The 14755-nt window shown below is 38.6% G+C and carries 12 protein-coding genes; 4 read left to right on the top strand and 8 right to left on the bottom strand.

Annotated features, from left to right (window positions below; all coding sequences use genetic code 11):
- Positions 1–114: 114 nt before the first annotated feature.
- Positions 115–1329 (top strand): serine hydrolase domain-containing protein, encoded by a 1215-nt coding sequence (locus N477_RS23985; RefSeq protein ID WP_063364127.1) that lies wholly within the window; start codon positions 115–117, stop codon positions 1327–1329.
- A 132-nt stretch (positions 1330–1461) separates the two neighbouring features.
- On the opposite strand, the gene N477_RS23980 is transcribed toward N477_RS23985, so the two are convergent.
- The 3 genes from N477_RS23980 to N477_RS23970 form a co-directional block, all read right to left on the bottom strand.
- Positions 1462–1872, bottom strand: a complete 411-nt coding sequence (locus tag N477_RS23980) for a VOC family protein (protein ID WP_063364128.1) — start codon at positions 1870–1872, stop codon at positions 1462–1464.
- A 72-nt stretch (positions 1873–1944) separates the two neighbouring features.
- A complete protein-coding gene (locus N477_RS23975; protein ID WP_269200127.1) occupies positions 1945–2361 on the bottom strand; it encodes a helix-turn-helix domain-containing protein in 417 nt (138 codons plus the stop codon).
- 265 nt (positions 2362–2626) lie between these two features.
- The gene (locus N477_RS23970; protein ID WP_063364130.1) at positions 2627–2971 is read right to left on the bottom strand and encodes a 5-carboxymethyl-2-hydroxymuconate Delta-isomerase; all 345 of its coding nucleotides are present in this window, start codon (positions 2969–2971) and stop codon (positions 2627–2629) included.
- Positions 2972–3705: 734 nt separating this feature from the next.
- Here N477_RS23970 and N477_RS23965 point away from each other — a divergent pair.
- Positions 3706–7221, top strand: a complete 3516-nt coding sequence (locus tag N477_RS23965) for a hypothetical protein (protein WP_063364131.1) — start codon at positions 3706–3708, stop codon at positions 7219–7221.
- A 989-nt stretch (positions 7222–8210) separates the two neighbouring features.
- On the opposite strand, the gene N477_RS23960 is transcribed toward N477_RS23965, so the two are convergent.
- The gene (locus N477_RS23960; RefSeq protein ID WP_063364132.1) at positions 8211–8648 is read right to left on the bottom strand and encodes a GNAT family N-acetyltransferase; all 438 of its coding nucleotides are present in this window, start codon (positions 8646–8648) and stop codon (positions 8211–8213) included.
- Positions 8649–9274: 626 nt separating this feature from the next.
- Between N477_RS23960 and N477_RS23955 the strand changes: the two genes are divergently transcribed.
- Positions 9275–9973, top strand: coding sequence for a phosphoglycolate phosphatase (locus N477_RS23955; RefSeq protein ID WP_063364133.1), 699 nt, complete (start codon positions 9275–9277; stop codon positions 9971–9973).
- Between the two features lie 54 nt (positions 9974–10027).
- Positions 10028–11497, top strand: a complete 1470-nt coding sequence (locus tag N477_RS23950) for an FAD-dependent oxidoreductase (RefSeq protein WP_063364134.1) — start codon at positions 10028–10030, stop codon at positions 11495–11497.
- Positions 11498–11875: 378 nt separating this feature from the next.
- Here N477_RS23950 and N477_RS23945 read toward each other — a convergent pair whose 3' ends face one another.
- The 4 genes from N477_RS23945 to N477_RS23930 form a co-directional block, all read right to left on the bottom strand.
- Complete coding sequence (locus tag N477_RS23945) at positions 11876–12850, bottom strand: PD40 domain-containing protein (RefSeq protein WP_063364135.1); 975 nt, start codon at positions 12848–12850, stop codon at positions 11876–11878.
- 351 nt (positions 12851–13201) lie between these two features.
- Positions 13202–13651 carry a GNAT family N-acetyltransferase gene (locus N477_RS23940; RefSeq protein ID WP_063364136.1) on the bottom strand — a complete coding sequence of 150 codons (450 nt, stop codon included), beginning with the start codon at positions 13649–13651 and terminating at the stop codon, positions 13202–13204.
- 111 nt (positions 13652–13762) lie between these two features.
- On the bottom strand, positions 13763–14053 hold the full coding sequence (locus N477_RS23935; RefSeq protein ID WP_063364137.1) for a hypothetical protein: 291 nt from the start codon (positions 14051–14053) through the stop codon (positions 13763–13765).
- A gap of 75 nt (positions 14054–14128) precedes the next feature.
- Entirely contained in the window at positions 14129–14707 is a 579-nt protein-coding gene (locus N477_RS23930) for a pyridoxine/pyridoxamine 5'-phosphate oxidase (RefSeq protein ID WP_063364138.1), read from the bottom strand.
- Positions 14708–14755: the final 48 nt, after the last annotated feature.

Here is a 14755-nt window from a genome sequence, read left to right as displayed (position 1 = left end):
TTCTTATCTCGTTATAGTACTTAGCAGCAGATGAATTGGCGTGAATAATAACGAACATAAATCACCTCAATCCGGTTTAAATAATAATTATCAACAAAGTAACAAGGATAAAGAATGACTATAAAATGCGCAGTGAAAAGCTTACTTACCATTGCTGTCTTATCCAGCTATAGCGGCCTTGCCTCAGCAAGCAATAAAGAAAATACGCACCAGGCCCCTGTAGTTGCAAAAGCAGATATACAGATTGGTTATACAGAAACTCCCTTTCTTGAAAAAGCATTTATCGATACATCTCCGGAAAATAGACAGGATGGGATCTCCGTAGGCAATCTAGGTAACTCTGGAGCTGATAAACAACAGGTCATACAGTTTGCAAAAGAACTTGCAGACTATAAGCATGGTCATTACGACAGCCTTTTAATCTCCCACAAAGGAAAACTGGTTTTTGAATCCTATTATGCAAAAGGCCGAGTCAACCTGCCTCATTATCAGGCCTCAGTCACAAAAACCTACACAGGTTTAGCGCTCGGTCGGGCCATTCAATTAGGCTACCTTTCCATGGATGACTTAGACAAGCCAATAACGAGCTTTCTAACAAAATTAAACTTAGAAGGAGCAATTAAAAAAGGCGCCGATAAAGTGACTTTGCGTCACGCATTGACCATGACTTCAGGCATTCGAACCAATGATGAGCAAAGGGCACAGATAAATAAGTTACCAAACCAATTGATGGGCCAAAAAGAGATCCAAACAATACTAAACTACAGCACACCCGTCACCAAAGACTCGCAAACATTCAAGTATGGCTATGGGCCGTTACTGGTTATGCACGTCCTCGAAGCGGTCGTTCCGGGCTCAGCAAAAGACTTCATTAAAAAAGAGTTACTCGACAAGATGGGGATCAGCAATTATCGATGGAGAACGAATGGGGCTTCAGGTTTGCCAGAAGCGGGTTGGCGTACCAATATGACCTCACGGGATATGGTCAAATGGGGCATGCTCGCGATGAACAAAGGGAAGTGGCAGGGCGAGCAACTTATACCTGAAAAGTTTATCACTGATGGTACTAGCAGACTTGTCATTACCGGTGATGATGAAGTGCATTGGGGCGGTAAAGATGTATCTAAACAAGGTTACGGCTATCTGTGGTGGGGAGTAGACTTAAAAGTTGGGGATAAAAAATATTTAGGGGTGTCAGCTCAAGGCGGCAACGGTCAAATCATTATGATCATTGATGAGTTAGACCTACTGATTGTGCATACAGCCAACGATAACAGCATTGCGTTCAAGCAGGTCATTGCCGAAAAAATCCTGCCTGCATTTATTTAAACACAAAGCTAAAAAGTTGAGGCACTAGGCAAGCCACTTAACCTACACGCATTGTTTTGGTTGAGTGGCATACTCAAAGAAGATCCACATTTAGGGCATATATTAAAAATGCCCTACTTTAAAATTCAATGCTTATTTCCGTTGAACCAGGCTAAACCAATTTCCAGAGTTATCCAGCGCCATCGCTTCAACACCATACAACTGCTCTGTTGGCGGTTGAATAAACTCCACGCCACTCGAAACAAGTTCTTCGTACGTTTTTTGGCAGTTTTCTGTTTCAAAAACCCCCGCACCAAATGCGCCTTCTTCAATTAGACTGCGTATTTTCTCTGCCGCGTCCTTACTAAACATGGGCCCTTCTTTAGGCTCTGCCAATACTAATTGGAGCTCGGGGTTAGATTTCGGGTGCACAGTCAACCATCGAAAACCGCCCTCCACTTTCATATCATCTCCTACTTCAAAACCAAGCTTGTTTTTATAAAAATCAAGCGCGTCTTCCTGATTGAGAACATAAATTGTTGTATGTGCTATAGATGTGATCATTTATATATTCCTTATTTGTTCAATCATCTTCATCATACAAAAATAATCTCAAGAATATTTCTTCAATCTTGCTCATTTCGTCAATTTACCCAAAAAGTGATATGCATAGCACGCAGGTATCGCCTGAGCAGGAAAGCAATAGGCTTCTGCTGATAAAGCCCATAACTTACGTCGATATGACGTCGGCGCCAGGCCTACTTGTTTTACAAATAAAGAGGAAAAGCTACCTAGGCTTGCATAACCCACTTTTTCACAAACCTCAGAGACACTGCACTGTTCTGTAATAAGCATTATCTTTGCTTGTTCGACTCTTAGCCGGATCAAATATTCATTGGGTGTTTCACCATATTTGTCCTTAAAAACACGCAAAAAATGGTATGGGGACATACATGAATGTTTTGCGATATCGGATAAACTAAGCGGTGCGTGGTAATTATCAACAATAAAATCCCTACTATCGCTTAGCCTTTTATATTTGCTGTTAGTCACCACAACATATCCTTTTATCAAAGCGCATACACCATCAAAACATACAAAGCGGTGCTACCCAAATACTCGAGTCAGCACTCAAAAAATACTCCATTCTTTGTAGACTTACTTAAGTTGTATTCAAGTCAAATATCTATCGAAAAAATAGCATAAATATCAAGCAAACACCTAACCCATCTTTAGACGACTAATGCCACTTCTTGATGATCTCGATATATCGTTTCAGAGTTGAGACTATGCGAGTTACAATATTTTTATAAAGACGCTAAATCATTGAACGATTGCAATATGTCGCCTTCTCAAAATCATCGACGTTCATGGCGATATTTGGTACGTTTGGGAACATCTCAACAAGTTTTGATACCACAGCCTGAGATAATGCCGCCTTTTGCTCTTCTGTTCGACCTTGCATAATAGAGGCAAACACATGAATAAACTCCTCTCGTTTGTTACCAACTGAGTACTTTTTAAAAGGGTTAATTCTCACTTTAATATCATTGTCATCAAATAATTGAGTCGCGCTCGCTACCAAAAAAACTTGCTCAAGAATAAACTCTTCATCATGCACTTTTAAAATACTTTCTGAGCAATCCATTACAAAATGTGGCATGTATACTCCTATCTATTATTGTTTTACCTGCGTTCAATCCAAACACATTAAGTCTGAGACCAAAAAATGTGACTATATTATTCAGCCTAGTTTACCGCCTTATCTCTCAATTTTAAACATTTCTTACTTTCCAAAAACTAAGCCGAAGCTTTCATCTGAATTTAGCATGCCAACTCTTTCCTAAAGCTTTTTAGAGTCAACATTCTAAAAGCAACGCTTAAAGCTTGATAAGTCCATATATCTGTTAAGGAAAGCCTTTGAGCGAGATCACTTTATTCATGTTCGAATGATCAATATCTATATATTCAGGAATCAGAGAAGGCAGTAATCAAACATAAATACCTGCCCCTTTAAGTAACCATACTTTTATTTTAAATTACTTTCTAAAAACTCGCTCGGTTAAAAAGTTCAGCGCATGTAGTTTCATGTGTAGTAAAGACTATATTAAACCCCATTACTTCTAAAGAAAATTAGAAGATTTTATGCGACCTAAAACCCCACTATAAACCCACTAAAAAATCAAAAAAGGTATAAAACACCGCAAAAATAAAGATAAATATATTTATAATTAAAGAAAGTCACACACCAAAACCCATTGCAAAAGAATAAAACTTAAAATATAAAACAATTATATATTTTTTATTTACAGAATTATATTATACCGTTAACTTAACTTCGTATACGGAGCATTTTCGCTCTGATAAGCTATTAGCATAAACTTCTGGAGTATACAATTGACACATAAACCAACTTTTTCTGTAGCTGCATTGCTCTCATTCTTTTTAATTGGCTGTGGTGGTGGCAGCAGCAGTAACAACAATAGTAATACAAACAGCTCTTCTTCCACGACAAATATTGTTACTTATACCTTAACGACCAATATTGTCGGATCTGGTAGAGCCATTGACCCTGCAAATACAGTGAATGCAAATGGCTATACTGGCTTCTTACTAGAGCCAGATGAAGGCTACTATGTCGCCTCCGCGACTGGGTGTGGTGGTACATTGGCAGGCGACTGGTATAGCATTGAAAATATGCAGTCAGACTGCACGGTTGATATTATATTTAAACCTCGAGTCGAACTCAGTTCATTGGATATAGATCCTGTACTGACTCAATGTTTATCTATGCGAGGCGAATACACGTTTACAGATGAAGTTACTTCCATTTCCTGTCATCAGCCCATAGAAAACCCGGAAGCCATTAAGCATTTTTCAAAACTTCAGCGCTTAGAACTGTATAATCAAAGGTTTACAAACATCGATATTTCAGAAAACCCAGAGTTGTACTGGCTTGAGATCTCTAGCCCACTCCTTGAAACGCTTGATATTTCAAACAACGCCAAACTCAAATGGCTAAATATCGATGAAAGTCAATTAAACGCTTTAGATATCTCTAACCACACAGATCTCGTAGACCTTGCTATTTCCAGTGGGCAACTAAAAGCGCTCGATATCACAAAGAATCATAAAATCAAAGGCTTGTCTGTAGATGCAGCTCAGTTAGAAACCTTAGATGTGTCTAAAAACGTCGAGTTACACTCATTATCAATCAACAGCCAAGTGCTCTGGGAGCTTAACGTCAATACAAATATTCACCTTGAAAATTTGTATATTGAAAATGCATTTATTACCAATTTACAACTCTCTGACAACCCAAAACTTAACTATTTATCCCTCAGCGAAGTCAATATTACTCAGCTAGATCTGTCACAAAACTCTGAATTACGTCATGTGTTTATCACACATACCCCACTAACCACTTTAAACTTAGCTAACTCGCAAAACTTGAACCATTTAGAGCTATTTGACAACCAACTAATAAACTTAGATCTTTCAGATGCTCAACACCTGACATTTTTGACAGTATCAAAAAACCAACTATCTGAGATCAACCTCAGTAAGAATACTGCCTTGAAGAATGTAAATTTATCTTCGAATGCGCTAACAAGCGTAAATTTAAAGAATAATCCGCATTTGCAATCACTCGATCTTGCGAATAATGCATTAAACACAATTAAACTGTCGCAAAATCCAGAGTTGTTGGAATTACGACTGGCGGATAACAAGCTTTCGACATTAGATTTAACAGGGTTACCGAATCTCTCAAAACTCTTTGTAGAGAATAACCAACTGACTCAACTGGACATCTCGCACAACCCAATGCTTACAGAGTTTCACCTGTTAAATAACCAACTTACAAAACTTAGTTTCCCTATTAATGAATTGCTTACTGAACTATCCGTCTCTGGCCATGGTTTTACAGAATTGGACTTTTCGAACTTTAAAGCACTTGAAAAACTGTCAGTTTCAGACTCCAAACTTGAAAGCATTAAACTAGATAAAAATGCCAGCCTGGCAGAATTAAGCGTCTTTTCGGATAGTTTGCAAACAATAGATGTGTCAAAAAATACCGCTCTGTCCCAATTAACACTTGAGAGCAGCACCCTTACAACACTTAATGTTGAAAATAATACAGCGTTAAAAACACTGCAAATATACAGTTCAGAGCTTGATAAACTCGACATTTCTTCAAATAAATCGTTGCAAAATCTTCATGTAAATGCGCGGGGAATAGACCGCCTCAACACATCTTATAATAATCAGCTTCACAGCCTTCACGTTTATAGTGATAAGCTCGCTTCACTCGACTTATCTAACAACTCGCAGCTTGAGGAACTGACTGTATCTGCTCACGGACTAGCACAGCTAGACCTTTCTGCCATACCTGATCTCAGAGAGCTCCGTATTAGCTCTTACATAAAAGACATAGACTTGTCTCATTTAACACGGCTTACTAGGCTAGAACTAAGCGATATACAGATAAATGACTTAGACTTATCCGTTCACTCTCAACTCAACTCATTATCGCTAAGTCACTTGCCACTAAAGACACTTAACCTGTCTGGTATGCCAGAGCTCTACTCTCTTTCTGCCAATGGGTTACAACTTACTAGTCTTGACCTTGAACGCAATACAGAACTGAATTACTTGGCTGTTAACGGCAATGCTTTGACTGAGCTAGATGTCTCCAATAATCCGGAGTTGATAACCCTATACGCCTCGAACAATAAGCTAACCAATATAGACTTATCTAACAATGTGCTTTTATCATATTTATCATTGGAATATAACCAACTTTATCAATTGGATATTAGCGATAATATCGCCTTATCCTCTTTATACCTTTCGAACAATCAGCTAACCGAAATTGACCTATCCAACAACTTACTTCTGGAAAGTGTTACATTATCTAACAATAAGCTTCAAGAATTAGACATAACCCAAAATACTGAATTGTACTTTCTAACTGCATACTCTAACGAGTTAACAACTTTGGATATCTCAGATCAACCTAAGTTAGAGATACTAAATGTAAACGATAACAAACTAGAGACGTTAACAGTAACAAATACACCTGCTCTAGTATCTATTGAGGCCTCTGACAACTTACTCACATCTTTTAATCTTGATGGGGCTAGCATACTCAAGAAACTTAATGTTAGTAATAACCAATTAGCAGAACTTGCGTTATCTTCAGCCTCAGCACTACAAAATTTGGATGTATATTCAAATCAACTAACACAACTTGACCTGAGCAGTCACTCATTACTGACTAAAGTCAATATAAGCGAAAATCACTTATCATCACTGATTTTGGGAAGCCATGACTCCCTAATTGAACTAGAGGCAGTGAATAACCAACTTTCAGAGCTCACTCTAGCGTCTAGCCCATCTCTCATTACTCTTAATGTAGACTACAACCAGCTGACTGACCTAGATACCACTGCAAACCCTTCATTGCAGACATTACATGCAAGCAACAATAGTTTGACCAAACTTACTATAGCCGCCAACTCAATGCTGACTGAGCTACATGTGAACGATAATCAACTAAGTGCACTTGATTTGTCTGAGCAGCCTGAACTAACCTACGCAAAAGTAAGTCGAAACAATATCGCCCAACTAAATATTACCCAAAGTGAAGCATTAACAAATTTAATAGCTGACAACAACGAGCTAACGCAGCTCAATACGAGTGATAACAGTGCACTTGTAGAGTTATATCTGGACAGCAACAAGTTAACCACTGTCGACCTCGCAAATAATAGCCAATTAAGCTACCTCCAGTTACATAACAACGAATTGTCAGAAGTCGATATCAGTTCAATTGAATATCTATATAATTTGACCCTCGACTACAATGTTTCTTGTACTGGTAATATGTGCTTTATGGCGTATTACTACTAACCCGCTGATCAGCGACTGTCATACAGAGTGTGTCAGTCGCTGAATATTTACCTATTTAGATACATAACAAAGCAATCTTAAAAAAGACGCTCACATTATCTTACCTAAAGTTAGTCATCGATTAAAATAATCGTTTTCATATTTAAGTAGGCTGTATCAAAAAAATAAATTATAACAAACATTAGAAGGTATAGATTTAAAATACCCAAGCAACAGCCGTGGCAACCAAAAACCATAATGCACTAATAAAAATTTCTCGTTTGATAGAATTAACTGCTCATAGACCAAAGATTAGAATTATGAATATAAAAAATGAAGAAAAGAAGATACCCCCTTTAATGTACCCTTCTCTTTGCGTTCTCTTCCAGAACTCATGCTGCGCTTTTTGCTCTGGATGATTTAACAAATGGTTGCAATGCGGGCAGCGATTCCCCAAATACATTATTAAATTACAATTAGGACACCTAGCTGATGGTCTAAATTCATTACTCCCAAGTATTGTTGGCTTTTCTGGTTTCATATATAACTAATTTAATACACCAATCATAAACTGCAAAACTAACTTGCATAATATCTACAATGTACGAACAAATCCAACCTTATAATCGGCATTTTCGGCGAGATATCATTGGAATGAATTTTAAACTTGCAGCCTAGAAATCGCAGCAAATATGTCAAGAAAGTTACCCTAGCTTACTTACCAATCAAAGACTAATGCATCGATATAAGCGCAATCAAACATTTTAAACAAGGAACATTCAGTTATAGTAAATTGTATGTAAACCTCATATGTTGCAACACTCCAGAAACCAACACTAAAGCACACATCATATACATTATAGATAATGTCTATGTCCAAGCCTTTCGTTTAATAAACAAGCGCAAAACCACCTATTGCTATGAGGGTGTGTAATAACAAGTAACTTGTTCAAATTAGAAAATTGGCTTGCAATCCAATCGCTTTACTTATTATCTTGTTGTCACGTTTGTTAAGCACCGTACTCCATTTCATATTCAGAACAATCTGAGCCGACAACCTGAAACCCAAGCGCGTCATAAAGGTTCTTCGCAGGATTACTCTTGAGAACACTTAGGCCTACCGATAGTTTGTCTTTTTTCGCTTTATCACATAAATCAGTGATTAGTTTCCTACCTATTCCAAAACCTTGATATGAAGGTAGTATTTGTATCTGAAAAATATACCATTGTGATTTTTCAGAAATGAAACTAGCTTTAAACAATCCAATATTTTTATTGTTGACTTGGATTATCTGAGCGTCTTCAAAGTTATATTTTATGCGGAAGATATGCTCTTTATCGCTTATATCCACCCCATCACTTAACAAATAGTTATCCATTGTTATTCGGCGCAGGCTCAATAAAAAATCCAAATCACCGTCATTTGCTTTACGTAAAGTGTAATTCATGTACTTTTACCCTCCCTGAAATTAGGCCTTTTTTGTTTTTAATATAAAATTATTAAATGTATTTTTAAAGTAGTAAATGACTAGCAAAACCAACCTCAAAATCGCGCTCAAAACCGGACAGGCACTTCTTAAAGCGAACTGAAGGACAAATAGAAGAACAACTAGGACAGATATATTTTGAAGATGTCTCGAGTTAGGGCATGACTTACCCACCCTAAATTATCACTGAGCTTCAGCGAGGCATGATAGTGGTTGTTTAATTAGCTCAGCTCACCACGAACCATTCGCTGGAAATGGTCTCTTATCTAAAGCCAATTATCTGGCTTTTGTAAAGATAACCAAATTTCCTGCTCACCACGGTTCGTCAAAGATATCGCAATGCAAACCATCTTATCCATTTGTAGAAAAACTCATTATTTTTTTTGAACCGAAAATACTTAGGGGGCGTATTACAGAGTCGTTTGGATAACAGTTCTGGTGCAAAAATCTTAAAACGTTAAGAACAAAACTCAGTTCAACAAGGTTTACACAGAACACAAAGATTTAGCTAGGATAGCCGTAGAAAGTGGCTCTTTTTAAAGATACACTAGCGCGGTTTAAACTAGGGCCAATATTAGGAATTTACATTGAAATTCACCGACAAAAACGTATTGCTATTTGATTTGGATGGCACATTGATAGACAGTGTGCCCGATTTAGCGCTCAGCATTAATCAAATGCTACATGAATTAGACATGAAACCCTACCCTACCGACACGATCCGCAGTTGGGTTGGTAACGGCGCAGCCGTGTTAACCAAAAGAGCATTATCAGGTCATATTGACATCAACCCTGATTTGGATCCCGCTTACGTCGAAAAAGCACTTTCAATTTTTCTAGCTTATTACGAACAAAATGTATGTGTTGATACAACACTATACCCCAATGTAAAAAGCACATTAGAAACCTTGCATCGTGATGGTTATCGTTTGGTCATTGTTACAAACAAACCAGAGCAGTTTGTTCGCCCTATTCTAAAGCACTTAGGTCTAGACAACCTTTTCGAAATGGTTGTCGGAGGAGACAGCTTGCCAAAACGCAAACCAGACCCTATGCAGTTGATTTACGTATGTGAAACGCTCGGCGTTAAAGCATCGTCGTGTTTAATGATAGGTGACTCGAAAAACGATATTTTTGCAGCAACAGCAGCAGAGATGCAGAGTATCGGTTTAACCTATGGATATAATCACGGTGAAGACATTAATAGCCATGGCGCATCACTGGTGTTAGATAATTTTGCCGACATCATTGAAGCCCTAGCTCCCGTTGCAGAATCAGCGCATTAACAAGCTCAGCCTTTTGAAGTTTGACGTTTTAACATTTCCATTATTGTGTAGAGCATGATAAATAAACAGCCAAAGTTTGCCAATACTCGCGTCGGGATCATAGGCGGTGGTATTGGCGGTGCAACCATCGCATTAAAATTAAGCCAACAAGGCGCTGACGTATTACTTTTCGAAAAAGAGAGTAGCTTAGTCAATGGCCCGCCAATGTGTCACCTGCACGCAGGGGGCAATTTATATAGAGAAATATCAGATCAGCAGTGTATCGATTTATTAAAACAATCGATTAATACAGCAAAGCTGTATCAAGAAGCCATAGATTACAGGCCGACAATCGTGGCTGTACCATCGCACGATAAAGGCGAACCAAGCGATGTTATATCTAGGCTAACAGTGCTGCAGAGGGAATATCAGAGGCTCGTCGAGTCAGATCCTCAAAATGAAATACTGGGGCCTGCATCCGAGTATTTTAGATTGTACCAACGCGCAGACATTGAAAAATTGTCGCAATTATCGGTTCCAAATCATCCACAAACCCCCGATGAATGGATGATAGCCTTTGCGAAGCAAACAGATTTAACGCGGCTTAAATTCCCGATCTTTTTAGTACAAGAATATGGCATTAGCGTTTTCAGGCTAGCAGCATTAACCAGTTTAGCACTAGAAAATAGTCCACATTGTGAGTTACTCACAAGCACTCAAGTGACTTCAGTCACACAAAACAGTGCACAAAAATGGATGATTGAAACAACACGCTCGGGCATAGATGAGACATTTGAAGTAGACTATCTAATTAATGCCTGTGGGTTTAGAACTGGTACCATTGATGACATGGTAGGTGCCAAACCAAAGCGTATGGTTGAATTTAAAGCCGCTTATATTAGCCGTTGGAATGACACCCAGACTAAATGGCCCGAAGTTATCTTTCATGGTACTCGAGGCACTAAAGATGGCATGACGCAGTTAACTCCATACCCTAATGGTTACTTTCAAATACACGCAATGACGCCTGACATTACCCTTTTTGAGGATGGGTTAGTGTCGTCTAAACAGGAAAGTGCTCAACCAGAGTTACCGAGCAAATACATCAGAAAAGTAAATCATCAGTGGGACGAACAAATCATCAATGAAAGAACCGCCAAAGCTATCGAAAAAGTAGCTGGCTATATTCCTGATTTTAATAGTGCTGATGTTGGTGGCCGCCCTATGTATGGGGCGCAGCAAATACCAGGTGCTGACGCGACACTAAGGGTTGCTGATGTGGCTTTTCAATCAAATAGCTATGCTCGATGTGAAATCGTCAAGGCATCGTCTGCCCTGCCAGCGGCAAATACCATCTTTGATAAATTAGTCGAACTTGGTTTGTTAACTGACGAAAACTCACAACACTGTCGAAATAGCTTTGTTGATACCTCCATGACTAGCGATATATCTGAACAACAAATCGCCCAAAGGGCTGAATACCTTGCCCTAGAAAGAGGCTTTCCTGCAGATCTAGCAGGGCGAACAATGCCAAGCATTACATAACTAGGTCTTACGGCTTTAGGTAATTCAAAAACCTGTAGCCGTTCTCCTCCTCTGAAAGAAAATATCTCATCAGTATTTTGGTAGATGGACTTTGTACGGCGTTGTGGACAAATCTTGCCTGTCCCATTTGCCTCCTCCCATTTGCCTCCATTTGCCCGCTCATACTCAAAAAAGCAATGCTGAGGCAAAAATTGGAGCTGCCCCTTGTTTGTCGAGCTAAAACGTGGAGCGACAAGGCAACTACATAATTAGGCACGTTACAATAGCGTTGAAGCAATAACAAAGCTTTGTGCCTCTAGTAATAGAGTTCAAACAGAAAAACATGCAAATAAATCTACATGTTTTCCTATTATTGCAATAAGTATTGTGATTGATGGCTTAGATATTATTGCGAAGGTAGCTATTTAACTCGGTTATATCGACACTATAAATATTCATAAGACCATTATGAATACTCTCCTGTCGTTTCAGTAATTCATTATAATTTTTTACGGCCTTCACTTCTGGATTCTTATCACTTGAGAAAAATAGCGTATTGCCGTCAGCTGATAAAATAGGATCTGAGTCCATTCTACGTGAATTAATCTTGTCGCCTAGATTGATAGGCTCCCCCCACTTACCATCCTTCTGCTTAACCGATACATGCAAATCATAGTGCCCTAAACCGCCCGCTCTCATTGAAGTATAAAATAGCACTTTTCCATCCGTTGATACCTCTGGATCTGCATCACTGGCCGTGGAGTTAAGCTCTGAAATCTCAGTTGGCGCTAGATAACCTTGAGGATGATACTTAGATATAAAGAGATCCATACCCCCTTTAGAACCTTTTATAACAGATGAAAAATAGATATCTTTATTAGTGTGTACAGTCGGATAGATCACATTATGATCACCGTTAATTTTACCAGGCACTAACTCGGGCTGACCAAATTTATCGCCATCAAAGTTTACTTGCCACATTTTAAATATACCTTTATCAGATCCTTCAATGGGCCTTCTGGAAGTAAAGTAAAATGTGTTGCTGTCTTTGGAGAAGTACGGGTTAGTATCATGAAACTCGCCACTAAATGGCATTAAAGTTGGAGTTTGCCAACTACCCCCTTGTTTATGAGTAATGACAAGCGCACTGTGTGAGAATCGGGCCAACGCCCTAACAAACGCAAACTTTTTGCCATCGGGAGATAAACTAGAACCATAATCAAATTGATTGGTAGATACAATATTTGGTGCAAACAACTTCGGTTCTAGGTTGTTTAAAATGGCTGTTAACTTATCATCAGCTTGTACAGTCCACTGAGCTGAAAACACTGAAATCAATAACGCTATTTTTGCGACTGTATTTTGTTTTTTCATATAAACATCCATTCTTGCTTTGGCATACTTTATTTTCTTTTAGTCGTTGTATGCGTGTTAAATCAAGCTGCTTGAAAAACAACTATGTCCTTAAAATTTATGAACATTACATTTTACTAAAATTAAAAAAATGCAATGAAACCACAAGGCTTATGACTTTTTTAAACACCTCCGAGTTAGTCTTAAACATATTATTACGTTCCTCATGTCTTGAATGAGGGTATGCTGGGCTAATAGTCTAATTAGAGACTTCAAATAGGACAGGCACCTTTAAATTTAAACACCATACTAAATTTCAATTAACAAGTTTTTTGAACAATAAGTATGTGCCTGTCCTTGAGTTACTGATGTTTAAACTGAAGCCATACGCACCATTTTTTGCGCTATCACAGATACTTGATTATATGTAGTTTCAAATGTTTCTGTGACACTAAAGCCATACTCATGATATAGGTATTTAGCTGGTTGGTTTGTGCTTGCCACATATAAGCACGGCTGCCCATGTATATTGGACAATAAAAACTCAAACAATGCTTTCCCTACTCCCTTCCCTCTATGCTTCGGAGCGACAAACAATGCGCGAATTTCATGTCCACAGTTAGCGCCAAACCCTAGAATTTGGCCTTGTTCTTGATACACATATATTTGTGACTCCATTAAACCTCTTAACCGCTCCTTATCTTCCTCCAGTGGCAGGAGTGTAAATACTTTCTCCTCAAACTTAAGCTCATCAAGCTTTGAGCGACGATATATATCAAAAATCGCCGCAAGATCGTTTTGTGTATATGGTCGAATGTTCATTGTTATTCCCTATAACCTCGTCAAACCCGCACAATAACAATAAGAAAATTAACGAGCTGGAAGTGAAGCCCTACTAGTTTGGCCTCATAAGATGAAACGTTTGTAATATGGCTATGGTCCCCAATAATCAAATTTAAAAATAACGCCCTCAGGCACAGTGAAACTAATTGATACACCACAGTGAATAGTGTGTTCGCCAGCCTCAATTTCTGTTATCTCACCCAACGCTAAACTCCATGGTTTACCGTCTAAGAGCAAAGGGCCACACTCACCACCATTATCATCGATGACACCAAAGTATGTTTTACCATTCGTCGATGGCTTTACCTCACCACGCAGATAGTTATCACCATTGCAGGCCACAAGTATGAGGCTTAACAGAATTATAAATAGGTACTTCACTGTTTCCTTGCCATGTATCACTACTGCAAATTCAATTACGTATCAACTCGCTATTTAACAACCTTAGTATGTCATTTACGGTTGAAGGAGTTGTTTGCTCCAATAGCCGTCAGTGCGCTCATATAATTCCCGCAAATGAAGCCTGCTCTCTCGAAACGTAAGAAACTCAATTGAGACCGGCTTAATGACATAACCTCCCCAATTATCAGGTTTTGGCACAGGCTGACCATCCAATTTTATAGACGCTTTCTGTAAACGCGTTTCTAAAAGGCTTTCTGATTCAAGCGGTGCACTTTGTTCAAAAGCAGACGTTGTTAACTGAGCACTTCTTGTTCTTTTTTCCCAAAACCTATCGGCTTCAATTTTTGAAATCTCTTTTGCATGGCCGATAACACGAACCTGGTAGCCGACATGATCCCACCATATAGTCATAGCTGATTTTGAGTTATGCGAAATCTGCTTGCCTTTTTCTGAGTCCATATAAGAGCAAAAAACGAAGCCTTCATCACTGACAGCTTTTAAATCGACAAATCTCCCTGATGGAAAACCGCCCTCATCAAGAGTAGATACACACACTGCATTTTTTTGATTTAAAGGGCTATTAGCCTGTGAGTCCTGCCACCACACTTTAAATTTACTTATAGGATTATCCATGAACCTCGTTCCTTTTTAGTTTTGATTTGCCTTGTTGATCAAATAGGC

Origin of the sequence: Pseudoalteromonas luteoviolacea H33-S (assembly GCF_001625695.1) — a bacterium.
In the GTDB taxonomy this organism is placed as follows: domain Bacteria; phylum Pseudomonadota; class Gammaproteobacteria; order Enterobacterales; family Alteromonadaceae; genus Pseudoalteromonas; species Pseudoalteromonas luteoviolacea_B.
Note: the sequence above shows the minus strand (reverse complement) of the source record. Positions and strands in the feature narration are given on the sequence as shown.

Coding starts and splice junctions, on each gene's coding strand:
- N477_RS23985 (WP_063364127.1), top strand. CDS start 115: ATGACTATAAAATGCGCAGTGAAAAGCTTACTTACCATTGCTGTCTTA.
- N477_RS23980 (WP_063364128.1), bottom strand. CDS start 1,872: ATGATCACATCTATAGCACATACAACAATTTATGTTCTCAATCAGGAA.
- N477_RS23970 (WP_063364130.1), bottom strand. CDS start 2,971: ATGCCACATTTTGTAATGGATTGCTCAGAAAGTATTTTAAAAGTGCAT.
- N477_RS23960 (WP_063364132.1), bottom strand. CDS start 8,648: ATGAATTACACTTTACGTAAAGCAAATGACGGTGATTTGGATTTTTTA.
- N477_RS23950 (WP_063364134.1), top strand. CDS start 10,028: ATGATAAATAAACAGCCAAAGTTTGCCAATACTCGCGTCGGGATCATA.
- N477_RS23945 (WP_063364135.1), bottom strand. CDS start 12,850: ATGAAAAAACAAAATACAGTCGCAAAAATAGCGTTATTGATTTCAGTG.
- N477_RS23940 (WP_063364136.1), bottom strand. CDS start 13,651: ATGAACATTCGACCATATACACAAAACGATCTTGCGGCGATTTTTGAT.
- N477_RS23930 (WP_063364138.1), bottom strand. CDS start 14,707: ATGGATAATCCTATAAGTAAATTTAAAGTGTGGTGGCAGGACTCACAG.